The organism is Xanthomarina arctica (assembly GCF_014638915.1).
Classification (GTDB): Bacteria; Bacteroidota; Bacteroidia; order Flavobacteriales; family Flavobacteriaceae; genus Xanthomarina; species Xanthomarina arctica.
Genome location: NZ_BMFQ01000003.1, coordinates 445,343 through 469,017, shown reverse-complemented (window position 1 = coordinate 469,017; position 23,675 = coordinate 445,343). Strand labels below are relative to the sequence as shown.

General features: G+C 32.8%; 21 protein-coding genes and 1 tRNA gene. 6 read left to right on the top strand and 16 right to left on the bottom strand.

Features of this window, described 5'->3' with window-relative positions; all coding sequences use genetic code 11:
• Positions 1 to 17 precede the first annotated feature (17 nt).
• From IEV77_RS13335 to IEV77_RS13325, 3 genes are all read left to right on the top strand, one after another.
• Complete coding sequence (locus IEV77_RS13335) at positions 18 to 989, top strand: type I phosphomannose isomerase catalytic subunit (protein ID WP_188465643.1); 972 nt, start codon at positions 18 to 20, stop codon at positions 987 to 989.
• 26 nt (positions 990 to 1,015) lie between these two features.
• Positions 1,016 to 1,285: a hypothetical protein gene (locus IEV77_RS13330; RefSeq protein WP_188465641.1), complete on the top strand. Its 270-nt coding sequence runs from the start codon at positions 1,016 to 1,018 to the stop codon at positions 1,283 to 1,285.
• Positions 1,286 to 1,342: 57 nt separating this feature from the next.
• Positions 1,343 to 1,416, top strand: a tRNA-Thr gene (locus IEV77_RS13325).
• A 378-nt stretch (positions 1,417 to 1,794) separates the two neighbouring features.
• On the opposite strand, the gene IEV77_RS13320 is transcribed toward IEV77_RS13325, so the two are convergent.
• From IEV77_RS13320 to IEV77_RS13280, 9 genes are all read right to left on the bottom strand, one after another.
• Positions 1,795 to 4,104, bottom strand: a complete 2,310-nt coding sequence (locus IEV77_RS13320) for a transglycosylase domain-containing protein (protein WP_188465639.1) — start codon at positions 4,102 to 4,104, stop codon at positions 1,795 to 1,797.
• A 91-nt stretch (positions 4,105 to 4,195) separates the two neighbouring features.
• On the bottom strand, positions 4,196 to 4,891 hold the full coding sequence (locus tag IEV77_RS13315; RefSeq protein WP_188465637.1) for a DUF4369 domain-containing protein: 696 nt from the start codon (positions 4,889 to 4,891) through the stop codon (positions 4,196 to 4,198).
• A gap of 51 nt (positions 4,892 to 4,942) precedes the next feature.
• Entirely contained in the window at positions 4,943 to 6,253 is a 1,311-nt protein-coding gene (locus tag IEV77_RS13310) for a DUF819 family protein (RefSeq protein ID WP_188465635.1), read from the bottom strand.
• 65 nt (positions 6,254 to 6,318) lie between these two features.
• Positions 6,319 to 6,486, bottom strand: a complete 168-nt coding sequence (locus tag IEV77_RS13305; RefSeq protein WP_188465633.1) for a type II toxin-antitoxin system antitoxin — start codon at positions 6,484 to 6,486, stop codon at positions 6,319 to 6,321.
• Between the two features lies 1 nt (position 6,487).
• A complete protein-coding gene (locus IEV77_RS13300; RefSeq protein ID WP_188465631.1) occupies positions 6,488 to 7,423 on the bottom strand; it encodes an alpha/beta hydrolase family protein in 936 nt (311 codons plus the stop codon).
• 17 nt (positions 7,424 to 7,440) lie between these two features.
• A complete protein-coding gene (locus tag IEV77_RS13295; RefSeq protein ID WP_188465629.1) occupies positions 7,441 to 7,599 on the bottom strand; it encodes a DUF4177 domain-containing protein in 159 nt (52 codons plus the stop codon).
• Positions 7,600 to 7,609: 10 nt separating this feature from the next.
• Positions 7,610 to 8,470: an SPFH domain-containing protein gene (locus IEV77_RS13290; protein WP_188465627.1), complete on the bottom strand. Its 861-nt coding sequence runs from the start codon at positions 8,468 to 8,470 to the stop codon at positions 7,610 to 7,612.
• A gap of 252 nt (positions 8,471 to 8,722) precedes the next feature.
• Positions 8,723 to 9,649 carry an alpha/beta hydrolase gene (locus tag IEV77_RS13285; RefSeq protein ID WP_188465625.1) on the bottom strand — a complete coding sequence of 309 codons (927 nt, stop codon included), beginning with the start codon at positions 9,647 to 9,649 and terminating at the stop codon, positions 8,723 to 8,725.
• A 463-nt stretch (positions 9,650 to 10,112) separates the two neighbouring features.
• Positions 10,113 to 10,715, bottom strand: coding sequence for an alpha-ketoglutarate-dependent dioxygenase AlkB family protein (locus IEV77_RS13280; protein WP_188465623.1), 603 nt, complete (start codon positions 10,713 to 10,715; stop codon positions 10,113 to 10,115).
• A gap of 30 nt (positions 10,716 to 10,745) precedes the next feature.
• On the opposite strand from IEV77_RS13280, the gene IEV77_RS13275 reads away from it, so the two are divergent.
• Positions 10,746 to 11,426 carry a M15 family metallopeptidase gene (locus tag IEV77_RS13275; RefSeq protein WP_188465621.1) on the top strand — a complete coding sequence of 227 codons (681 nt, stop codon included), beginning with the start codon at positions 10,746 to 10,748 and terminating at the stop codon, positions 11,424 to 11,426.
• Here IEV77_RS13275 and IEV77_RS13270 read toward each other — a convergent pair.
• From IEV77_RS13270 to IEV77_RS13250, 5 genes are all read right to left on the bottom strand, one after another.
• Positions 11,402 to 12,097: an N-formylglutamate amidohydrolase gene (locus IEV77_RS13270; RefSeq protein WP_188465619.1), complete on the bottom strand. Its 696-nt coding sequence runs from the start codon at positions 12,095 to 12,097 to the stop codon at positions 11,402 to 11,404. The two genes, IEV77_RS13275 and IEV77_RS13270, sit on opposite strands and share 25 nt — an antisense overlap.
• Entirely contained in the window at positions 12,094 to 13,320 is a 1,227-nt protein-coding gene (locus tag IEV77_RS13265; protein WP_188465617.1) for a glutamate-cysteine ligase family protein, read from the bottom strand. Before IEV77_RS13265 ends, IEV77_RS13270 begins: the two co-directional genes overlap by 4 nt.
• Position 13,321: 1 nt before the next feature.
• On the bottom strand, positions 13,322 to 14,767 hold the full coding sequence (locus IEV77_RS13260) for a RimK family ATP-grasp domain-containing protein (protein WP_188465615.1): 1,446 nt from the start codon (positions 14,765 to 14,767) through the stop codon (positions 13,322 to 13,324).
• A gap of 71 nt (positions 14,768 to 14,838) precedes the next feature.
• The gene (locus IEV77_RS13255; RefSeq protein WP_188465613.1) at positions 14,839 to 16,368 is read right to left on the bottom strand and encodes a carbon-nitrogen hydrolase family protein; all 1,530 of its coding nucleotides are present in this window, start codon (positions 16,366 to 16,368) and stop codon (positions 14,839 to 14,841) included.
• 65 nt (positions 16,369 to 16,433) lie between these two features.
• Positions 16,434 to 18,167, bottom strand: a complete 1,734-nt coding sequence (locus IEV77_RS13250) for a M14 family metallopeptidase (RefSeq protein WP_188465611.1) — start codon at positions 18,165 to 18,167, stop codon at positions 16,434 to 16,436.
• A 97-nt stretch (positions 18,168 to 18,264) separates the two neighbouring features.
• Between IEV77_RS13250 and IEV77_RS13245 the strand changes: the two genes are divergently transcribed.
• Both IEV77_RS13245 and IEV77_RS13240 read left to right on the top strand, forming a co-directional pair.
• Positions 18,265 to 19,926: a SulP family inorganic anion transporter gene (locus tag IEV77_RS13245; protein WP_188465609.1), complete on the top strand. Its 1,662-nt coding sequence runs from the start codon at positions 18,265 to 18,267 to the stop codon at positions 19,924 to 19,926.
• 183 nt (positions 19,927 to 20,109) lie between these two features.
• A complete protein-coding gene (locus tag IEV77_RS13240) occupies positions 20,110 to 21,963 on the top strand; it encodes a T9SS type A sorting domain-containing protein (RefSeq protein ID WP_188465607.1) in 1,854 nt (617 codons plus the stop codon).
• Positions 21,964 to 22,123: 160 nt separating this feature from the next.
• Here the strand turns inward: IEV77_RS13240 and coaD are convergent, their stop codons facing one another.
• Positions 22,124 to 22,579 carry a pantetheine-phosphate adenylyltransferase gene (gene coaD / locus IEV77_RS13235; RefSeq protein ID WP_188465605.1) on the bottom strand — a complete coding sequence of 152 codons (456 nt, stop codon included), beginning with the start codon at positions 22,577 to 22,579 and terminating at the stop codon, positions 22,124 to 22,126.
• An 83-nt stretch (positions 22,580 to 22,662) separates the two neighbouring features.
• Complete coding sequence (locus IEV77_RS13230) at positions 22,663 to 23,637, bottom strand: D-alanine--D-alanine ligase (RefSeq protein ID WP_188465602.1); 975 nt, start codon at positions 23,635 to 23,637, stop codon at positions 22,663 to 22,665.
• Positions 23,638 to 23,675 lie beyond the last annotated feature (38 nt).

Genomic DNA, 23,675 nt, shown 5'->3' with positions numbered 1-23,675 from the left:
AGTCTGTTAAAAAAAATATGAAGTTCAATTTATATCCCTTAAAATTTCATCCCATCTTAAAAGACAAAATTTGGGGTGGACAAAAACTAAATACATTACTAAATAAAGAGAGTCATTTACCAAATGTTGGTGAAAGCTGGGAAATTAGTGATGTAGAAGGAGATACATCGTTGGTTTCAAATGGAACTTTAGAAAATCAATCTTTAAAACATCTTTTAAGTACTTATAAAGCAGATTTAATAGGAAAGAAAAATTACGAAAAGTTCGGTGATAATTTTCCGCTACTTATTAAATTTATTGATGCCAATAAAGATTTATCCATACAATTGCATCCTAACGATGAGCTTTCTAAAAAACGCCATAATTCTTTTGGTAAGACAGAAATGTGGTACGTCATGCAAGCTGAGGCAGATTCCAAACTTATTGTTGGATTTAATCAGCCAATGAATTCAGAAATCTATTTAGAACATCTTCATAATAAAACATTAACCCAAATTTTAAATTTTGATAAAGTGGAATCAGGAGATACCTATTTTATAGAAGTTGGGAGAGTGCATTCTATTGGAGCAGGCGTGTTGTTGGCAGAAATTCAACAAACTAGTGATGTTACCTATCGTGTTTACGATTGGGATCGCGTAGATGAAAAAGGAAATTTTAGAGAATTACATAATGATTTGGCTTTAGAAGCTTTCGACTTTAATATGCCTAATAACTTTAGAGTTCCATATAAAAACGAAGAAAATCAAGCTAATAACATGGTAAGTTGTCCTTATTTTACAACAAACTATTTGAAAATTAATAAATCATTAAAAATTAAAAACACACATGATTCCTTTATAATTTACATGTGCGTTGAAGGTGAAGTAGAAATTTTAACACCAAATAATAGAGAGTCTATTAAAACTGGAGAAACCATTATGGTACCAGCAAATATATCAGAGTTTGAAATTACTTCTAAAAATGCAAAGCTTTTGGAAGTTTATGTTTAATTTTGCATCAAAATAAATTATTTAAAATGGCGAGTAAAAGAGATTTAAAGAAAGATATCAATTTTGTATTAGGAGACATTATTGAAGCAGTATATGTTTGGGAATATTCAAGCAAAGAAGTAGATCCACAGATGAGTGATGAAATTATAGATGAAGCTATCACTACCTTCGATGATTTAATTACTAGAGTTAACGATAGAAGTGTTGAAGATAAAAAGGCTCATTTTAAGGCTATTAACAAAGAGCTAGAAGACAAAGGAAGAACGTTAATTGAAAAAATTAATAAACTAGGATAAAAACTAGAAAAAATGTTTGCAAATCATAATTTCGCGATTATATTTGCATCCAGTTTCGCCGATGTAGCTCAGCTGGCTAGAGCAGCTGATTTGTAATCAGCAGGTCGTGGGTTCGAGTCCCTCTATCGGCTCAAAATAAGTTCAGTAGAAATACTGGACTTTTTTGTTTTTAAACTATTTTTAATGCTTTAATAAATAAGAGGGACGAGAAGTCTACCCTGAGCATTTCGACTATGCTTAATATAAACTCCGTCGAAGGGAGTCCCTCTATCGGCTCAAAATAAGTTCAGTAGCAATACTGGACTTTTTTGTTTTAATAAGTTTTAAATGTTTTAATATATTGAGAGGGACGAGAAGTTTACCCTGAGCATTTCGACTATGCTCAATATAAACTCCGTCGAAGGGAGTCCCTCTATCGGCTCAAAATAAGTTCAGTAGCAATACTGGACTTTTTTGTTTTATATAATTTTGAAAGATTTTAAATGTCAGAATTCTAAATCTAAAAGTCTTTAAATGGAGTCGTTATCCTTTTTTAGCCAAGAGAAAAAGCCTTTCTTTTTCTTTTTTTCAAAAGATTTCTCCTTTTTATCATTGCCAAACAACTGTTTAAAAAAACCTTCTTCTTTAGAAAGGTCACAGTCCATAGCCTGCGCTACTTTTTTGGAAGGAGCCTCAAAAGAAGCTTGGGTGATGTTTTTATAATTCGGATCACTATTTAGTTTTTGTATGTACTTCGCAAAAATAGGCAGAGCAGAATTAGCACCTTGACCAATGCCAGTGCTACTGAACCCAATTTGTTGATTGTCGTTCCCTACCCAAACCACAGTTACAAGCTTGGGCATAATACCTACAAACCAACCATCTTTATTATCTTGTGTTGTACCTGTTTTTCCAGCAATGTCGTTAGTTAAATTGTAATTGGAACGCAATCTACTAGCGGTTCCATTATTAACGGTTTCTTGTAAGAATTCCAACATGAATTGTCTAGTATCATCACTAAATGCTTTTTCTTTAGAATTCGTCGGGTTTAAATCTTCGTAAGTTGCAATAACATTCCCGTTTTTATCTTCAATACGTGTAATGAAAACAGGCTTTGAAGAGACACTTTGGTTTACATAAGAGGTATATGCTCTAGCAAGCTCTATTAGGCTTAAATTAGAGGTTCCAAGGGCAATGGAAGGTACTTCTTCAATCTTGCTGTTAATGCCCATGGCTTTTGCTTGCTCAATTACATTGTTAACTCCTGTTTCTTGAATCACTTTTACCGAAATGGTATTTACCGAACGGCTTAAAGCATATTTTAAAGAATAATGTAAATTTTCATCTTCATCTGAAGAGGCATTTTTTGGCGTCCAATTATCAACATCTGTATAAGTCACTTCTTTAATGGAAAAATAGGAGCAAGGATCCATACCGTTTTCTAAAGCAGCGGTATAAACAATGGGTTTAAAGGTGGAGCCAACTTGGCGCTTGCTTTGCGATACATGGTCGTATTGAAAATATCTGTAATCAATGCCTCCAACATAGGCTTTTATATCGCCATTGGAAGGATCTAAGGATAAAAGACCTGTATTTAGAAATTTAGAATAATATTCTAAACTATCAAGTGTGGACATTTGCTCTATGGAAGACGCTTCCCAAGAGAACAATTTCGTGTCATGAGTTTTATTTAAAGAATCCTCAATAGCCTGATCCGATAAATTTTGCTTTTTAAGCGCTCTGTATTTTGTTAGACGTTTTTTTGCAGCTAAATAAGCTGGTTTGTTTTTTAACCAAGGAGCATTTTGTCCATAGGCTTTTTCAAACTGAAGCTGTAAATTGGCCATATGATCCTGCATGGCTTCTTCCGCATAACGTTGCATGTTGTTGTCTAAAGTAGTGTAGACTTTAAGCCCATCATGAAAAATATTATAACTTTCTCCATCTGGATTTTTATATTTTTTCTGCTGAAGTATGGAATCTAATTGTTTTTTTATTTCGGCTCTAAAATAGGGCGCTAATCCTTGGTTTGGAGCGTAATATTGATAGTCTAACTCAATATCTGATTTGATGGCATCTGCAGCTTGTTTTTCAGTAATAAACTCTTGATTTTTCATCAAATTAATAACCAAGTCTCTACGTTGTTGCGATTTTTCAGGATATAGCCTTGGATTATAACCATTGTTAGCTTTTAAGGTTCCTATAAGTGTAGCGGCTTGAGATAAATCTAATTGTTTTGTTTTTGTATTGAAAAATTTTACAGAAGCACTTTCAATGCCATAGGTATTATCTGAAAATGGAACTGTATTGAGATACAAAGTAAGAATTTCCTTTTTTGAGTAAATATTTTCAATTCTTCTGGCTACAATCCCTTCTTTTAGTTTGTTTACAACAATACTTAAATAACCATAATCCTTTCTTCCATAGAGGTTTTTTGCGAGTTGTAAGGTTATGGTGCTTCCGCCGCCCGAAGATTGGTCTGAAAGTAAAATGGTTTTAAAGAAAACCCTCAATAAACTAGTGTTATCTATCCCATTATGCTCGTAAAACCTGGTGTCTTCGGTAGCAATTAAAGCATCTATTAAATGCTGAGGAAAATCGTTGTAACTAATAGATTGCCTGTCGTAAATATAAAATTTTCCTATAAGGTCTTTATGGGTGTCTAATACTTGAGTAGCTTGACTTTGCTTGAGATCTGATAATTTTTTAGATGATGGAATTTCACCCCAAAATCCAAAATAAATACTGCCATAAAAGCAAGCCAAAATGGTAGCAAGCACCAGAAAAGCGTAGGTTAGGCGTTTAGCCCAAGTTTTAATTAATTCCTTGTTTAGGGTCATATATAATTACTCTTTCTACAAAGTAACGAATAACCTAAAAGAAGCGTATATAATTTCTTAAATTAAATTAGAAAAGATGTTAAGATTTTTCTTATTCCGATTTTCTAACAATAAGATATCCTTCTAAAGCTTTACCATATTTAGAGTCTTTAACTTTTGGCGTTAAAGAATTGTTTATGGTATCCAACCATTTAATTTGAGCATCGTAAATTTCTGTAAGTGCTAAGTAAGGTGCTACCTCACTATCTTTATTGTTAATTGCAAAATTTACAGTATATAAATATTTACTCTTGGTTAAGTTATTTAATGCTACTTGACTGGCTTCAATCTTTATAGAATCCTTAGCCATTTTAGCTTCAAAATTTTCTTTAATTAAGTCTAGATTTTTATCGTCATATCTTTGAATGACTTTTAAAAAATCTTCATACGTTTTTTGTTGATTAGAGCCTGTAATTACGGCGTCTGGAACAAAGTTTTTTAAGGTTGTATTAATTTCTGAAATACCTTTGTCTGCAAAAAACACAATACGTGTATTGGTTTCATTACTGTTGTTTTTGTCTAAACGCAGGTAAAAAGCTTCGGGTGATTCCAAATCACTTTTTAATTCAAATTCCGATGTCCCATTAAGAGCCATAGAATCAACAATAACAATTGCTGAATCTTTTTCTTTTTCAAGATAAATGGTTCCTTTTTGTAACCCTTTCACATGTCCTTTTACAATAAGATCTGGATCTTTACCGCAAGAAATTAAAACAATCAGGACAAATAATAAGCTTAACTTTTTCATATAGGTTTTAGAATTTTGGAGCGCAAATATCATATAAAAAAAATTTAAATACTAACCTCCAGCGGCTAATTTCATTAAAATAGTACAGCCAATTGCAGCTATGGTTCCAATAGCATATCCTAGGACTGCTAAAAGGACACCAACGCTAGCTAAGGAAGAATGAAACGCTGAAGCTACAATAGGAGCAGAGGCAGCGCCACCAACGTTTGCCTGACTTCCAACGGCTAGGAAAAAATAAGGGGCTTTTATCATTTTAGCCATAAAAATTAATAGAACGGCATGAATGGTCATCCAAACCAATCCAACAGCTATTAAACCTGGATTATCGAAAATTGACATTAAATCTATTTTCATACCTATAGAAGCGACAAGGATATAAATAAAGACACTACCAAATTTGCTAGCTCCGGCGCCTTCATAATTTTTAGCTTTAGTAAAGGATAATAATATGGCTACGATAGTTGCAATACTAATCATCCAAAAGAACTGTGAATCTAAAAAAGTAAACGTGTTTCTTAAGGTTGGAGATTCTATATTGGTCACGACATTTTTGAAAAAAGGAGCTAAAAAGTTTGCGCAAATGTGAGAGAAACTAACAGTTCCAAACGCGATAGCAATGATAATCATGATATCCGAAAGTGATGGATTTCGTTTCACACTTTTTTCGAAAGAAGACACTTTTTCCTTTAGTGATTCTATAGCAGAATTATCGGCGCCTAACCATTTGTCAATGGCTTTCGATCTACCAATTCCTATTAAAATAATGGCCATCCAAATATTAGCAACTACAATATCCACAAAGACCATTTTACCATATTCAGATTGATTGTATTCGAAAATTTCAAGCATGGCAGTCTGGTTTGCTCCTCCACCAATCCAGCTTCCTGCAAGGGTAGAAAGTCCTCTCCATACAGCATCCGGGCCAAAGCCTCCAACAGTTTCTGGAGAAACCATAGATATTAATAGAATAGCGATTGGGCCTCCAATAACAATACCTAGTGTTCCGGTTAAGAACATGACTAAGGCTTTCCAACCTAAGTTAAAAACAGCTTTTAGATCGATGCTTAAAGTCATTAGTACCAAAGCGGCAGGCAATAAATACCTACTGGAAACATAATATAAGCTGGTGCTATGTTCAACAATCTCTCCCGACTCTGTAGTTGTTTGCCATTCTGGCGCTATAAGTCCTAGGGTAGTTAATAAAGCAGGCAGCATATAAGCCATAAATAACCCTGGAACAATTTTATAAAATTTAGGCCAAAATCCTGTTTTTAAATTTTCGGTAAAAAAAATAAAACCTAACGTAAGCATTAGGAGTCCAAAAACAATGGTATCGTCTGTAAAAATAGGAGCTTGTTGCATATATTATAATTTGAGCTTGCAAAATACCAAAATAAATGGGTATAAAAAAAGCAACTCTTTTAAAGTCACTTTTTTTCTGATTTTTTAGGTTCTCTATTGTTGTCTTTTAGATACTGCATAAGTATCCATTCAATCTGTCCATTGGTGCTCCTAAACTCGTCTGAAGCCCATTTTTCAATAGCTTTCAGCATCTCTTCATTAATTCTTAACGCAAAGGCTTTCTTTTTTGACATATTATTTTTTTATAAAAACATCAAGTGTATGTATTAATTTTTCAGATAATGGATAATCTGGTGAATAATAAGATTTCATGTTATCCTCATCTTTTTCTATCTTTTTTAATAAGTGATTCATGTTTTCAATAATCACTAATTCAGAGTCTGGTTTCGCTTCATGAAGTTTATTTGCTTCTTCAACTTTTACTTGAAGATCTTTGGTTCCATTAATTATAAGAATAGGGATTTCTAGTTTTTTAATTTCTTCTGAAGGGTTATAAGCCATCCAAGTAATAAAAAACGGCTGATTTGGTTTGCTGAATAAATGAGCCAATGCAGGATTGACAGTTTCAATAGTTCCAGTTTCTTTAAGTTCTTCAATTTGCTCTCTAGCCATAGTTCCCATTTCTTCACTATATAATTGGTAGCTATTTATGATGAAATCTCCCATATCTTCGCTTATTCCAGCTAAAGAAACATATTTATCTACACCATTTACTGCGGCCAACATAGCGACCAAGGAGCCTTGACTATGACCAATTAATGTAATGCTATTAAAGCGTTTGTCATTTTTAAAATTAGCTATGGCTATATTGGCATCTTCAACAAAACCATAAAAATCTAAATTTTCCATCATGAATTTTAAATTTTCTTCGGTTGCACTGCGTTTGTCGTATCTATAAAAAGCAATATTTCTAGTATTTAAACTATCGGCCAATTGTTTAATGTAATTTCCGTTTATATTAACTCCAGCTTGATTTCCGTTCCGGTCCACATTTCCAGAACCATGAATATAAATAACTAAGGGTTGATTTTTCAAATCCTTATTATAAGTTAAAGTTCCAGGAAGTTGGATGCTGTCGTTCATTAATAAAATGTCTTCGGAAGTAATGTTTTCTTGGGAAAACATCACAAAACTAAAAAGGAGGGCAAAGTATAATGAGAGCTTTTTCATAATTTATAAGTTGTAGATTATCTGTTTCTTTCTCGTTCAAAAACAATCCTAGCCGAATTTTCTGAGACATGAATTACGCGCCATCCAGACATAGCATGTTGGTTGAGGGCTTCTTCTAAGCGCTCGTCATTTTTACTTAATCCCATTTTCCAGGAAATAACTTTATATTCTTTCATATTTTTATTATTAATGATTTAAGGTTCCAGCATTTACAATTGGGGTCGCATCTTTATCGCTACACAAAATAACCATTAAGTTGCTTACCATAGCTGCTTTTCGTTCCTCATCTAAATCTATAATTTGTTTTTTACTTAATTCATCTAAAGCCATTTCAACCATGCTCACGGCACCTTCAACAATTTTATGTCTTGCGGCTACAATGGCAGTTGCTTGTTGACGTTTTAACATGGCATTTGCAATTTCTTGAGCATAAGCTAAATATCCAATTCTAGCTTCAAGAACTTCAATTCCTGCAATGGATAGACGCTCTTCAATTTCTTTTTCTAAAGCTTCGCTTACTTCGTTTACGCTGGAACGAAGTGTGATGTCTTCAGTAAGACCCTCGTCAGCAAAATTGTCATATGGGTACATGCTAGCTAATTTTCTAACCGCGGCATCTGTCTGGACACGCACAAAATTCTCAAAATTATCAACATCAAAAGCCGCTTTGTAAGTATCTTGAACTCTCCAAACTAGAATGGTGCTAATCATTATTGGGTTTCCTAATTTGTCATTTACTTTTAAACGCTCGCTATCAAAATTACTAGCTCTAAGTGAAATTTTCTTTTTAGTGTAAAACGGATTTGTCCAATAAAAACCATTTTTTTTGATACTTCCTACATATTTCCCAAAAAGTAAAAGGACCCTAGAATTATTTGGTTGAACCATTATAAATCCCAATGCAACGAATAAACCTGCTACAATGGCGAATATAAACCAAGGGCTTTTTGCAACTACTGCAGCTGTAATTCCTCCAAATATTAATACAAGGCATACAAATAGCATAAGGTATCCATTCGCTGGAACGATTATTTTTTCTTCTTTCATGTGAATAAATTTAGTTAGTTGGTTAAAATGATATCAATTTGATATCATAAAGATATATATAAATTAGTTAACCACAAAATTAAGTTTGGCACGATGATTGAAATAACTATAATACAAAATGATGCTACACAAAAACTTTTTACAGAGTGTGGTTACTTTATAAAAAGGTAGTATTTCATATTTTTGGTTGGTTAGTTAAGAAAAGCGTCCTTTTAGGATGCTTTTCTTTTTTTAGGTCAAAATTGGAAAGGTTTATTTTATAAATGCAACAATGGCTGTTACCAACTCAGGACTTATTTTTCTAAAGGACTCATTATAAGATTTGGAGTTTTCAAGATCATCTCCAAGAATAGGAAACATAACATGGTTCATGTCTTTAATAAGTAATAAGGTACCATTTTTTGAAGCATTACTTAAAAGTTGCGCTTCTTCGGCAGAAACTTGTAAATCTTTGGTACCATTAATAATCAATGTTGGAGCGTTAAGTTCGCTAATCATTTCTTCAGGATTATACTGTATCCAACTACTCATAAAAGCTTGATTTTCTATACTAAATATAGATTCTAGAGCAGGAGGATAGTTGGTTGTAGTTTTTCCTTCCTTTAAAATTTGAAATGCCACTTCAGATTCTTCTGTAAGTCCTGGGACAGTTAGATTAATTTGTTCTAAGATAACTTGATCAATGGATTTTCCAGATCCAGCTATAGAAATAAATCCAGCAACATGTTCTTTAGAAGCGAGCATGCCAACCAAACTACCTTGACCATGACCTATTATATAGATGTTTTTAAAAGTACCTTTTTCGTTGAAATAATTTACAATAGAGACCGCATCTGTAACAAAATTGTCGAAACTGATGTTTTTATCTACCTTACCTTTTCTAATTTGTTTCACAATGCGTTTGTCGTATCTAAAGGTTGCAACACCATTACTAGTCAAGTCTTCAGCAAGTTTTTTTAAAACATTGTTTTTTTGAAAATTCTGATTCCCATTTCTATCCGTAGGACCAGAATCTCCAATAAGGATAGCTAAAGATGGTTTTTCCGTAGCAGATGGAGTTAGTAAAGTACCATCAATGATACTATTTATAGAAATATCCTCAGCTATAACTACAATTTCTTGTGAAAAAATAGTACTAGTTAATCCAAGAAAAAGAAATGTTAGAAACTGTAGTCTCATATAATTAGATTTAATGTTTTTAGTATATCCAGGCACTTTCATAATATCAATTTCTTTAGCTCAGGAGAGAGTAATCATAAAAATCTCATGATAAGTCAATTTTAAACTTTGATAATTATGATTTAAACGAATCCTATTTAACGTAAAATTAGTCTAAAATTATATGTTATCTGACATATAATTATTGAATTTTCTGAGTTTCTATTTGTGTATTTGGACGGATATATGTGTTATTTTACCTTCAAATGTTAAATTTATGTGTATTTCATCGAAATTAATGACTTTTAAACGTTGATATTCAAATATAATTTTACATTTGAAGTGTACTAGAATATTACTTTTTAGTTCAATGGATTAATTAATTAATATTTGCATTATGTTGTTGATACTAGAGACCCTAAATCTAACTACATAATAAAGATGCAAATTAAACTAAACCGAGGTTGAGGGACCTCGGTTTTTTTTATGCAATATATCGAAAGGTGAGATTGATACGTTTTTCAGTGGGTTTTAAAGTCTTAGGGATTTGATGTAACCAGTACTTTTGCATCTCTCCTTTCATTAGTAATAAACTACCATGTTTTAATTCCAACTTGTGATTTTCCTGTTTTAAAGTACGATGTTTAAATTTAAAATTACGAGTTGCTCCAAAACTCACAGATGCAATTACGGGATTACTGCCTAATTCCTTTTCATTATCTGCATGCCAGCCATTACTATCGTTGCCATCTCTATATAAGTTGAGTAGTACCGAATTAAAAGTATGCTTTGAAATAGCTTCAACATCTTGTTTTATTTTTAATAGTATGTCATTAAAAGGATGAGGTGTCATCGTGATACCAGAATAAGAGTAAGGTCTATTGGTTTCAGCATATAAAGCTGTTAATCGTGGTTGCTTATGTGTTTTTCCAAATAATGTAATTTGGTCTTGCTGCCATAAAGTTTGCTCCATCAAGGTGTGAAAAAACGAACTAGCTTCCATCTGAGTATAAAACTGAGGAAAGTAAATAAGTTCGGCCTGTGGGAGATTAAAAATGGTTTTTTCTGTAGAAAACAAATCCATCATTTATTTTTTTTCTAAATTAGCCATAAGTCTATGAAAATAAAAATTGCCATAATAATTTCGCTTATTTTTTCTTTTGTTCTAAGCAAACAGGAGACTAAAAATCTGCCTGATGGATTTGTTTATGCAAATTCTGTTATTCCAGATTTAGAAGTAGAATTGCGTTATTATTCTACTCATAATTTTGTAGGAGATACGATCGACGGTTATTATGCTAATAAGTTAATTATAACGAAGGCAACTGCTGAAGCGTTAAAGTTGGTCCAAGAAGAACTATTGGAACAAAATCTTTGCTTAGAAATTTATGATGGCTATAGACCGCAACAAGCCGTGAACCAATTCATGAGATGGGCAAAAAACTTAAACGATACCATAAATAAACAAGAATTCTACCCAGAGGTTCAGAAAAGATATTTATTTCGTGATGGTTATATTGCGTCAAAATCTGGACACAGTAGAGGTAGTACCTTAGATTTAACCATTATTGATGCAGATACTCATAAGCCTTTAGATATGGGCAGTCCTTACGATTTTTTTGGAGAAGCATCTTGGGTTAATTATCAGGGCATTTGTAAAGAACAAAAGGCGAATAGACAGCTTTTGCAAACCGTTATGTTAAAACATGGCTTTAGAAATTATTCAAAAGAATGGTGGCATTTTACCCTAAGACATGAAGCTTTTCCTAACACTTATTTCGATTTTCCTGTAAAATAATATTTTAAAGCAGTGGAAACATCTTGTTTTAAATTTAAATCCATGACATTATCAGTTGAAAATTTTTGATTAATTTCCAGCTCAATTCCTAAATAATTTTCTGGGATTTGTTTTCTTAAATAGGTGGTGAAACCATCAGCTTTTCCAAGATATGGATAATTAAATCGGAGGCGATATCCAGATTTTAGGTTATTTAAATTCTCTTTAAAGATTTTACAAAATTGCTTTTCTAAGGTTTTTCTAGAATCAAAGAGCAAACCAATATCCGCATCTCTTACTTCATCATTTAAAACAGGCGTAAAGGAATGAACAGAAAGATGTAAAACCGTTTCTCCAGTATTTATAAATTCTTTGATTTGATTTTCTACTTTATTCCTATAAACTAAATAATAAGATTCTATAAGCTGTTTTTTTTCTTCTTTTGAAAGTGTCTTAGAAAATTCTGAAAATAATTTCGAATGATGTAAAGATCTGTTAAGCTCAATCAACAAACGACTTGTTGTGCTTGAAATTGAAAAGTCTGAAAGTGGTTTTAAATAATGAAATAAGTCCAACGCACCTAAATCGTAACCTCTATGTGTTTCTAAAATAGCTTGTTGGTTTGTAAAAAGAGGGTCATATATTTTAGGGATATCATGGCCTCCGTGTTCACATGTTAAAACAAGTTTCATGGTATAAAAAGGGTGTTCTCTTGTAAGCAATTAGCTAATTTTGAATAAACTTTTTTAATATGTCCTTCAGAATAATCATCTCCAACCGATTTTAAAATTCGGGTTGCTAAAGTGCCTTCATTCAAAATAGTTTCAAGAGTACCATGATGCGATTCATGAATGTTTTCTTTAGCCAAACTATATAGATGTTTCCATAAATCTTTTACCGAAATAGAGTCTTCTACTTGAAATAGACTTAAATATTCTATGTTAGAAATGGTATAAATTTCAGCATCTTTTATTATTGGGTTTAAAATATCAAAAAGCTCCTGTTTTAACCATTTTTTTTGCTGTTGAATAGGTGCTAATTTTTTGTAAACCAACAGTTTTAAAACCTCAATTATAAGCACACAAATAGCAATATCTGCTTTTGGGCATTCTTGAATATCCACCAATCTAATTTCTATGGCATTTCTATCAAAACGCGCAATAGCTCCACGAGAATTTAAAAAATGATGATCTAATATTTTCTTGGTGTCATGCGGCTTAATGGCTTTTTTTATAGGCTCAAAAATGGTAGCATAATAATCTACTTTCGTGAAAACCCGTTCAGGAATAACCAAGCCTGTTAATTCTGGAATTTCTTTTTGATTGGTTTTATAGTATTCTAAACGCGCATCTTTAAAGCCCGTATTTTTACCTTCTAGAATAGGGGAGCTGGCACACAAACCTGGAATTAAGGGTAAAATAATTCGTATGGCGGCATGAAGTTTTTCAAATTCTTTATCGTCGAAAAAAGGTAAATTGATGTGAGTACTTTGTACGTTGCTCCAACCATGACCTTTACAGTCAAAAATTCGGTTGTAGAGTTCGTAAACCTCACTATAACTATGTTTCCAAAGCTCAGTATCTTTCAGCGGATTTAATAATGGATGTGCAGCAGTTGGTAATAAATGGGATTCTAATGGTTTTAGAAGGGTATTTATTTCCAGTACATTTTTATGAAATAACTCTGATAAATCGTTTAAATTATTTGTTGGTCCGTTGGTTTTTAACTCCACGACATGAGCAACCAATTCATTACTCCAAGCAATCTCACCATTTTCTACATCAGCTGTAAGATTTCCAACTTTGCTAATCATCAATTTATCAACAATTGGAGCGGCTTTAAAAGATTTATTAAAAACCAGCATGTATTCCAATTCAATGCCATAAACTTCAAATAAATGATATTTTTTACCCATGTTAATCTAATCTATTTTTTAAAGCCGTAAGAATTTCGGTGTAAATAAGGTCTCCATAATATCTGTCTTCGACACCAAGATCAATGTTAGGGTTGTCGTTAATTTCAATAACCATAGGTTTGTTATCCACCACTTTTATATCGATGCCATAAAGTCCTTTCCCCATTAATCTGGCCGATTTTAAAGCCATATCTAATACTTTCTGTGGCACATCTTCTATTGGCAAACAATCGGCATTTCCATCCTGATCGTCTTTTTTCTTAGCATCCCAATTATAGATTTGCCAATGTCCTTTTGCCATGTAATACTTGCATGCAAAGAAGGGTTTGTCGTCTAAAATCCCAATGCGCCAATCGTAATCCGAAGGACAAAATTCTTGTGCTATAATTAAATCTGATTCTTTTAGCATACTTGATACCAAACTGTTGTATTCTTCTTCAGTTTTAGCTTTTTTAACACCAAAAGAAAAGGTAGAATCTGGTGCTTTTAAAACACATGGCAAACCAACTTGTTTTATAACATCGTTTCTATTGTCTTTATGTACAATAACTGTTTTTGGCGTATCTATGTTGGCATTGTTTAAGGCTTCTGCCATATAAACCTTGTTGCAACATTTTAAAATGGCATCTGGATAATCTATTATAGCAATACCATCTTGCTGCGCTTTTCTGGCAAAGGCATAGGCTTCATTATTGACTTCTGTACTCTGACGAATAAATAAAGCATCAAACGATGACAATCGCGATAAATCTTTTGGTTCTATAATTTCCGCATAGATATTCATCTTTTCAGCAACTTCGATAAACTTTTTTAAGGCTTTTTGATTGCTTGGAGGAGCTGGATCGTTAGGATTTACTAGAATAGCTAAATCGAAATCAGATTTTGTTAGCTTTGGCGTGTCATAACGTTTTTTAGAAAAATATTGATTGGCAAATACCATCACGCTTTCCATGTGTTCCACAGGGATTTCAGATTCTGATATTGCGCGAATACTTTGAACGTTCCATTTGGTGGTATGGTTAAATTTTACACGTAAAAATGGCACCTGAAAATGCTTGTAAAACAAAGCACTCAACTCTTTGTATTTGTGAGCCACATTCTGACCGAAATAAATACTTAAAGTGAATTCTTGCGACTTGATGTTTTTTAAACTTTGTTGAATGACATCGTCAAATTCGTCGGAAACAATTCGGACTAATTTTAAGGCTTTTAAATCGACAAGATTCATAACTGTAGGGATGGCCAAATGCCCTCTAGCTTCAGCTAAAAGTGACACATAATACCCCTTAGACTGATAAGAGTAGTCTTTGCATAGGTTGAAAATTCTAGCCTTTTTAAGTAAAGAATACTTCGGATTTGTAAGATATTCTTGCGAAGAAATTACGGTAATATTCTCAATCGAAAAATGCCATTTTTCAGGTTGATTGACAACAATGTATTTATTCATTTATAGCGAAATCGCGATTTATAATAATTAAAATTAAAGTATTTTTCAATAGCTTTTACACGTTATGAATATTATTTTTTACGCAGTTCAAATAAATCTTTACGTCTGTCTTTTAGGTTTCTTACACTACCAAATTGGTTTAATTCTCGAAGTAAATCGATGTCTACATCAGCAATTAAAATCATTTCCGTATTGGTAGTTGCTTCAGCCTTTATTCCGTTTGCAGGAAATGAAAAATCGCAAGGTGTAAAAACCATAGATTGCGCAAATTGAATATCCATGTTATGTACATTTGGTAAGTTTCCAACGCTTCCTGCAATTGCTACGTAACATTCGTTTTCAATGGCTCTGGCTTGTGCACAATGTCTCACTCTGGAATACCCGTTTTGAGTATCTGTTAAAAAAGGAACGAATAAAATATCCATACCTTCGTCTGCCAATAATCTGCTTAATTCTGGGAATTCAGAATCATAACAAATTAAAATTCCAATTTTCCCACAATCAGTATCGAAAGCTTTTAATTGCGTACCACCTTGCATACCCCAAATTTTGGCTTCGTCTGGAGTAACATGAAGTTTTTCGTAGCGTTCCACAGAACCGTCTCTCTTACATAAATAACCTGCATTGTAAAGTAAGCCATCTTTAATTTCTGGCATACTTCCAGTAATGATATTGATGTTATACGATATGGCAAATTCAGAAAATTTCTGAACAATAACAGGTGTGAATTTCGCTAATTCTCTAATAGCCTCAGACTCTGATAAATGATTGTTTTCTGCCATTAAAGGCGCATTAAAAAACTCTGGGAATAATGCGAAATCTGAACGATACCCAGAAACAGCATTGATAAAATATTCCGCCTGATGCATCAATTCTTCTAAGTCTTTATACAATCGCATTTGCCATTGAATTAAACCTAAACGAACAATTTTCTTTTTGGTAGCCGCTTTTTTTGAGGCTTTTTCATAATAAATATTATCCCATTCTAATAAAACGGCATATTCTCCAGAAGCCTCATCACCTTCTAAATAACCTTTTAAAATTCTTACAGGATGAAAATCGTTTGAAATTTGAAAGTTTAAAACAGGATCATGAATTTCTTTTCTTCTTACCTTGTCTATATATTCTTTTGGAGTCATTTCTTTCGAATATTTATGGAAGTTTGGTATTCTCCCACCAAAAGCAATGCCTCGTAAATTTAATTTTTCACAAACCTCTTTTCTATAATCATATAAACGTCTCCCTAAACGCAGACCACGAAATTCAGGTTTTATAAACACATCGATACCATATAATGCGTCTCCCAAGGCGGCATCGTGTGTGTCGAAGGTGTAATTGCCTGTTATGTCTTCGTATGTGTGGATATCATCAATACTATCGTAATCCACAATAATTGATAGAGCACATCCAGCAATTTGGTTATTAATTTTAATAACTACCTGGCCTTCAGGGAACTTGTCAATAAGTGTTTTTATTTGATTTTCTCTCCAATACAAATTAGGCATCGAACTATATGCTAGTTGCATGGCGCCTTTAAGCTCTTGATAATCGTCTAAAGTAAGATATTGTAATTCAATATTTTCAATGTCTTGTGGTTTCATATAATATGAGTAATTTTTATGTAAATGTAATCGAATTTATATTCCAAAATTAAAAATTATTTTAATTAATTTAAGCGATAAATGGGATATTGCATATAGGCGTTTTCTGCATGATTAGAACGTTCATACAACCAGTTTAGTTGTGCGTACCAATTGGAAGCAAAACTTTTATCGCTTGCTTTTTTCTTTTCAAATTCGGTTTTAAGTTGTACATTATTATCTAACAAATCTTTGGCAGTATCTTCAAAAACATAGGGTGAAAAACCTTCTTTTTGTTGTAAAATCGTGTCGAAGAAATTCCAGTTAAAAAAGGAATCTGGTGCTTGTGGTTCTAAAGTTTCTAATAAATAACGTTTTGCTTTTTGATTTGTTATAACATAATAATCTCCTTTTCTAAAGCTGACTTGTTCTTCAAAAATATGAACGGTTGTATTGTCATGTTTATAATGTCCTTCATAAGCACTTTTTCGGGTTTCAAATTCTGCAATTTTATAGGAAGCAACCGTTAGAGTGGTGTCATTCTTAAAACGTGTCATTTCTACCTTATTCAATTTTAGTAAGCCAATAACATCATGCCAACCTTGAGGAATAATATATGCTTTTGGAACTGAGATTTCAACACTAGGCTTAAAGTAATTCTGATAAATGACTTCTTTAGTAAACGGTTTTCTTCTGTCGTATTTTAAACGATCTAAACCCGTAACCTCACTTGTAATCATATTGGCTTCAAAGCCTTTAAAATTTAAAGTTGTTGTTTCTGTTGTGTCAATAACCCATTCTAAAGGATAGGTGTTCTTTAATTCAAACTCTTGAAACGCTTTTTTTCTTAATTCCGAAATGGTTTCACCTTGTTCTTCGGTAATTTCAATCATGCTAATCATCAATTCATAGGTGCCTTCCACACGTTGCTTATAAGGTTTTAGCATGTGTGTTTCAACCATCATGCCTAAAACATTCCATAAAGCCGCATATCCTGTGGAGTATCTTGGATAATCCATAAACTGACTGAAGCCAATTTCGGGAACTTGATTGAAGACATTGACATAAGGCGTAATATCCCAATCTTTTTTAGCAAGTTTTTCTTCCAAATCAGGCATCATTTCAGTATTTATATAGTCGCCTAAAGTGTTACCTAGTTTATTGTGTTGTGTAAATAAATGAGTTAATGCATATTGGTAATCTGCACCATTGCTTACATGATTATCAATAAAGACATCTGGTTGTACCAAGTGAAAAATCTCTGCAAAGCTTTTGGCATTGTCCGTATCACTTTTTATAAAATCCCGATTTAAATCGTAATCTCTAGCATTACCTCTAAAACCATATGCTTTTGGACCATTTTGATTGGCTCTAGATCCCGTGTTTCTGTTTAAACTACCACCAATATTGTAAATTGGAATAGTTACTAAAACGGTGTTTTTGGGAGCTTTTATTTTTCCTTGAGCTAAATCTCGATACAACATCATGGTGGCATCAATACCATCACTTTCTCCTGGATGAATTCCATTATTAATTAATAAAACCCGTTTGTTTTTTCTTATTTCTGAAAAATTAAAATCCGAATTCTTACTAAAAATAACAATATGTAAAGGTTCTCCAGAATCGGTTTTACCCATTTCCTGCATTGAAATTTCAGGATAGATTTTTGCTAAATTTTCATAAAAACGAATGACTTCTTGATAAGTTGCCGTTTCTATTCCACCACTTTTTTCAAAGGTTGTAATAAATTGTTCTGAGGTTTGAGACATTAAAAAGCTGAATGTCAAAGAGGTAATAATTAAGACAATAATTTTTTTCATAATAAGAATTTAAAGTATAAAACTAAACAATTTAAAAGAATATAACCTTGTGTTTAACCATATTAAGTCTATTTTTGCACCCTCAAAAAAAAGAATGATGACCCAGTTTTTTCGAAAATTCACAAGTAATCCTAAAAATGATATATTAAGTGGTATTACCGTATCATTAGCAATGATTCCAGAAGTGGTTGCTTTTGCTTTTGTTGCGCAAATAGATCCACTAATGGCACTATCAGGTGCGTTTATCATCGGATTAATTGCTGCGATTTTTGGTGGAAGACCAGGGCTTATTTCTGGTGCTGCTGGTGCTGTTGCTGTTATTTTTGTAACCATGATTGCAGATGGACATACCAAAGGGATGCTTTTCGATCAACCAATAGAAAACATGGGTTTCTTCTATTTAATGGCCTGTGTAATCTTAATGGGAATTATTCAAATTCTGGCGGGTGTCTTTAAATTAGGACGCTTTGTACGATTAATTCCTCACCCAGTAATGCTTGGATTTGTTAACGGACTTGCCATTGTTATTTTTTGGGCACAAGTAAAAATGTTTTCACATAAAACCCTTGAGATTTCAGGTGATGGCGTAAAACAATATGTCAACACCTTTATGCAAGGAACGGAACTTTATGTCATGTTAGGCTTGGTATTATTAACCATGGGAATTATCTGGGGTTTACCAAAAATCACTAAAAAAGTACCTGCCGCATTAACGGCAATTTTAATTACAAGCTTAATAGCTATAGGTTTTAATTTAGATGTAACTACAGTTGGGTCTTATATAATTGAAGGTGGTGGAACAGGGTTGAAAGGAGAATTTCCAACACCAAATTTAGAACTTTGGCAAAACCTTCCTTTTAATTTAGATACTTTGAAATTTATTTTACCATATGCCTTTTTAGCAGCATCTGTAGGTTTAATTGAGTCGCTAATGACTATGAATTTAGTGGATGAATTAACAGACACTAGAGGAAATGGCGATAAAGAATGTATTGCACAAGGAACTGGAAATATTATGTCTGGTCTTTTTGGCGGAACCGGTGGTTGTGGTATGATTGGTCAAACGGTTATCAATATCAATGCTGGCGGACGTGGCCGATTGTCTGGAATCATGATGGCAGTAACTCTGCTATCATTTATTTTATTTACAGATAAGTTAATCGAGCAAGTGCCAATAGCAGCTTTGGTAGGGGTTATGTTTATGATGGTTATTGAAACTTTTGCCTGGTCAAGTTTTAGAATTATCAAAAAAATTCCTTTATCTGATGCTTTTGTTTTAGTTATTGTTTCTGCAGTAACTGTTATTTTCGATTTAGCTATTGCAGTATTTGTTGGTGTTATTATATCTGCATTGTCATTTGCTTGGGAAAACGCCAAACGCATTCGCGCTCGTAGACGCATAAAAGAAGATGGTACCAAAGTGTATGAAATTTGGGGCCCATTATTCTTCGGAAGTATTACAGCATTTAATGAGAAGTTTGATGTGAAAAACGACCCTCAAAATGTTGAAATTGATTTTGTGGAATCCCGCATTAGCGATCATTCAGCTTTAGAGGCTATTTTTAATATTGTAGAAAAATATGAAGCTGAAGGTAAGGTTATTAAGCTTAAGCATTTAAGTGAAGATTGTAAAATTTTAATGTATAAAGCTAGTCCCAAATTCAAGGAGGTTATTGTTGAAGATATAGACGATCCAAGATATCATTTGGCAGCCAATCCTGAAGATTTCCCAAAACCTCTTTCTGAGTATAAGTTTTAAGCTGGTAAGAAAGTCGTAATTACTGTTTTATGTCAACTATTTTACGCGTATTTGATGACTCTCAACGTTTAATTAGACAGTAATTTCCTTTTGGTCGATTTTAAATGTGATTTACACGATTAATTTTTGTAAGACAATACAACTTTTGAATATTTGTATTCTATTAATTAATCTAAAAACCTCATGAAAAGATTTACTAAATTTATTTTTCCGAGTTTGTGTGCGATAGCCGCATCTCTTTCGGTAAATGCATCAAGCAATTTCGATGCTGTTAATTCCCCTGAAACTACTTATTTTCCAACGGAAGAATGTTATGCATCTGAAGTTGTTTCTTTCCAACAAGGAACAATGACAAATGGTAGCCCAATTGGAGCTGATCGTTCAAATCCATTAATGGCACTTTATCAACCAGATGCATCTAATGCTGCGGGAGGTTTTGTTTCTCTTGGAGTTGATGGTTACATCATTCTTGGTTTTGATGGTGTCGTTTATGACGCTGCCGGAAATGATTTTATGATTTATGAAACATCTTTTGGAGGTGATACTTGTAATTCTTCTGCAGAAAGAGCTTTAATTGAATTGTCTCAAGATGGATCTACATGGGTTACTTATGGTGAGATTTGTTTAGATGAAGCTATAGATTTTTCTGGTCTAGGACTTGAATATGTTTCTCAAATTAAAATTACAAATACAGCTACTTCTCCTGATGGTTATGATGTAGATGGTGTAATTGCTATAAATGGATGTCAAGAACTTATAGAAGAATGTTATGGAGCAGAAGTAATGGCTTATTACCCTGGTTTAAAGAATGATGGTTCAGCTATGACTAATCCATTAAGAATTGATCCTTCTAAAGCTTTAGGACAACCACAAGATGATAATACTGAAAACTTTGTGTCACTTGGTTATGGTGGGAAAGTATATATTGAATTTGATGGAGTAGTAATGAATGAAGTTGGAAATGACTTAATCGTTGTTGAAACTACTTTTGGAAATGGAACATTTAGTTCTTATCCTGAATCTGCTGATGTTTATGTATCTCAAAACGGTGTTGATTTTTACTATGTAGGTACTGCTTACACTAATGAATCTGCAATGTTTGACATTGATAATGCGTTAACACCTCATTTATTATCTTATATCACACATGTGAAAATTGAAGATACTACGCCTACAGGATCAATATCAGTAGATGGTTATGATCTAGATGGTGTTATTGCTATTAATGGATGTAGTGAGCCAGCAGATGTTGTTTTTGCTCGTTGTTCAGCTTCTCAAGTTTTAAGTTATACTGAAGGTACAACACTTTCTGGTGGAACTATTGATGCTATCAGAACTGAGAACCCAAGTAATGTTCTTGGATATCCTGAAGGAACTGATGAATATGGTGTGTTTACAACTCTTGGTTACGGTGGAAAAATAAAATTATCGTTTGATGGTGCAGTACAAAACGTTCCTGGAGATGATTTACAGTTTATCGAAACTTCATTTAATCAAAATGGTAGTTGTGGGTCTTACCCAGAATATGCCGATGTGTATGTTTCTTTTGATAGCTTTAGCTGGCATTTTGCAGGTACTGTTTGTAAAGCAGATAATACGATTGATATTTCTGACGCAGGAGACTTCGAGTATATTAATTACGTAAAAGTTGTTAATAATAACGAAATGTCAACTACAAATGACGGATATGATTTAGATGGTGTTATCATTATTGGTACTTGTGAATCTTATGTAACCTTAGAAAATCCTACTGAAAATATTGTAGAAGTTGAGCCAACTATGGAGACTAAAGTTTATCCTAATCCTGTAAGTAATTCTGCTACTGTTAATTTTGTAGCTACTCAAAATGGGAATGCAAGTATTGAATTATATAACTATTTCGGTAAAAATGTTACGACACTTTTCAGTCAACAAGTAGTTGCTGGAAATAAATATAAAGCTAACTTTAGTGTTGAGAATTTACCAGCAGGTATTTATATCTGTAAGATAACTAACAACAATGTTACTGAAACTAAGAAAATTGTAGTTTCAAACTAAGTACACTAACATTTAGTAAAATAGAAAAGCTGCCTTATAATTAAGGCAGCTTTTTTTATACATTTAATTTGCAACTAGCTATTAGATTTGATTTTAATATATTCTAAATTAGACCATAATTAGTCTCGATTTAGATCCTAGAAGTAATTTAAAATAGCAGTTATTTTATTTTTACACTTTTAGGAACCAAAACGGTATAATCACCTTGATTTCTTATAACATCACGAACAATACTAGAGCTGATATAAGATGTTCTTGCAGCAGTAAGTAGAAATACAGTTTCAATTTTAGAAAGTTTTCTGTTGGTATGTGCAATGGCTTTTTCGAATTCGAAATCGGCAGGGTTTCTTAAACCACGAAGTATAAAACCGGCTTGTATTTCTTTACAGAAATCGATAGTCATTCCTTTATAGGTAACCACCTTCACTTTAGGTTCATCTTTAAAAGCTTCTTCAATAAATTTTTGACGCTCTTCTAAGGTAAACATGTAGTTTTTATCAGCATTGATACCAATGGCAACCACAACTTCATCGAATAGGTGGACCCCACGACTAATAATATCAAAATGTCCTAATGTTAATGGATCGAAAGATCCTGGAAATAGTGCTCTTTTCATCGAAAATTCATTTTCATTCCCATGAAGATGGGAATCTCAATTCTCAAATATAATATTTATTTACTGATTACTGCCACTGTAGATTATTTTAGGCTTTCTTCAATGGCATTCTCAAACAATTCGGATAAACTTATTCCTGCAACAGCGGCTTGTTGAGGTAAAATACTGGCTTTGGTCAATCCCGGAACCGTATTAACTTCTAATAGATGAGGTTCTCCATCTTTAAAAATATATTCACTTCGGCTAAAACCTGTCATTTTTAGAATATCGTAAACCTGCTTGGCAACTTTAATAACTTTTTCTTCTTGCTCTTTTGAAATTCTAGCTGGCGTAATTTCTTTAGATTCACCTAAATACTTCGCTTTATAATCAAAAAAATCATTGTCGCTTACAATTTCAGTAATAGGTAAAACTTTGGTTTCTCCTTTGTATTTAATAACGCCAACAGATACTTCTGTACCATCTAAATAAGATTCTATAATAATTTCATCATCTTCTTTAAAGGCAAATTCTATGGCTTCATTTAAAAGTTCTTTTTTATACACTTTACTAATTCCAAAGCTACTTCCAGCTTTATTGGCTTTAACGAAGCATGGTAAACCCACCTTTTTTACAATGGCATCTTCATCAATTTTGTCTCCTAAATTCACATAAAAACTTGCAGCAGTTTTAATACCATAAGGCTTCAACACACTTAAACAATCGCGTTTGTTAAAAGTAAGTGCGGCTTGGTACATCTCGCAACTGGTTTGTGGAATGCTTAAAAGTTTTAAATAAGCTTGCATGTGGCCATCTTCGCCTGGAGTTCCATGAATGGCATTAAAAACACAATGAAAAGTGATTTTTTTATTGTCAACTATAATGGAGAAATCGTTTTTGTCTACAGGAAATTCGTCATCATTTTCATTGACATAAACCCATTTATTTTTAAAAATATGAATTCTGTAAATGTCATATTTTTTCGTGTTAAGTGTTTGGTAAACAACGTTGCCGCTATTTAATGAGATTTCATATTCGCTGGAGAAACCTCCCATGATGATGGCAATATTTTTTTTCATATGCTATGTCCCAAAACTCTGGGGATCTCTTTAATTAG

Excerpts from the sequence above, each read along its gene's own strand:
- IEV77_RS13335 (WP_188465643.1), top strand. The coding sequence starts at position 18 with ATGAAGTTCAATTTATATCCCTTAAAATTTCATCCCATCTTAAAAGAC.
- IEV77_RS13330 (WP_188465641.1), top strand. The coding sequence starts at position 1,016 with ATGGCGAGTAAAAGAGATTTAAAGAAAGATATCAATTTTGTATTAGGA.
- IEV77_RS13320 (WP_188465639.1), bottom strand. The coding sequence starts at position 4,104 with ATGACCCTAAACAAGGAATTAATTAAAACTTGGGCTAAACGCCTAACC.
- IEV77_RS13315 (WP_188465637.1), bottom strand. The coding sequence starts at position 4,891 with ATGAAAAAGTTAAGCTTATTATTTGTCCTGATTGTTTTAATTTCTTGC.
- IEV77_RS13310 (WP_188465635.1), bottom strand. The coding sequence starts at position 6,253 with ATGCAACAAGCTCCTATTTTTACAGACGATACCATTGTTTTTGGACTC.
- IEV77_RS13305 (WP_188465633.1), bottom strand. The coding sequence starts at position 6,486 with ATGTCAAAAAAGAAAGCCTTTGCGTTAAGAATTAATGAAGAGATGCTG.
- IEV77_RS13300 (WP_188465631.1), bottom strand. The coding sequence starts at position 7,423 with ATGAAAAAGCTCTCATTATACTTTGCCCTCCTTTTTAGTTTTGTGATG.
- IEV77_RS13295 (WP_188465629.1), bottom strand. The coding sequence starts at position 7,599 with ATGAAAGAATATAAAGTTATTTCCTGGAAAATGGGATTAAGTAAAAAT.
- IEV77_RS13290 (WP_188465627.1), bottom strand. The coding sequence starts at position 8,470 with ATGAAAGAAGAAAAAATAATCGTTCCAGCGAATGGATACCTTATGCTA.
- IEV77_RS13285 (WP_188465625.1), bottom strand. The coding sequence starts at position 9,649 with ATGAGACTACAGTTTCTAACATTTCTTTTTCTTGGATTAACTAGTACT.
- IEV77_RS13280 (WP_188465623.1), bottom strand. The coding sequence starts at position 10,715 with ATGATGGATTTGTTTTCTACAGAAAAAACCATTTTTAATCTCCCACAG.
- IEV77_RS13275 (WP_188465621.1), top strand. The coding sequence starts at position 10,746 with ATGAAAATAAAAATTGCCATAATAATTTCGCTTATTTTTTCTTTTGTT.
- IEV77_RS13270 (WP_188465619.1), bottom strand. The coding sequence starts at position 12,097 with ATGAAACTTGTTTTAACATGTGAACACGGAGGCCATGATATCCCTAAA.
- IEV77_RS13265 (WP_188465617.1), bottom strand. The coding sequence starts at position 13,320 with ATGGGTAAAAAATATCATTTATTTGAAGTTTATGGCATTGAATTGGAA.
- IEV77_RS13260 (WP_188465615.1), bottom strand. The coding sequence starts at position 14,767 with ATGAATAAATACATTGTTGTCAATCAACCTGAAAAATGGCATTTTTCG.
- IEV77_RS13255 (WP_188465613.1), bottom strand. The coding sequence starts at position 16,368 with ATGAAACCACAAGACATTGAAAATATTGAATTACAATATCTTACTTTA.
- IEV77_RS13250 (WP_188465611.1), bottom strand. The coding sequence starts at position 18,167 with ATGAAAAAAATTATTGTCTTAATTATTACCTCTTTGACATTCAGCTTT.
- IEV77_RS13245 (WP_188465609.1), top strand. The coding sequence starts at position 18,265 with ATGACCCAGTTTTTTCGAAAATTCACAAGTAATCCTAAAAATGATATA.
- IEV77_RS13240 (WP_188465607.1), top strand. The coding sequence starts at position 20,110 with ATGAAAAGATTTACTAAATTTATTTTTCCGAGTTTGTGTGCGATAGCC.
- coaD (WP_188465605.1), bottom strand. The coding sequence starts at position 22,579 with ATGAAAAGAGCACTATTTCCAGGATCTTTCGATCCATTAACATTAGGA.
- IEV77_RS13230 (WP_188465602.1), bottom strand. The coding sequence starts at position 23,637 with ATGAAAAAAAATATTGCCATCATCATGGGAGGTTTCTCCAGCGAATAT.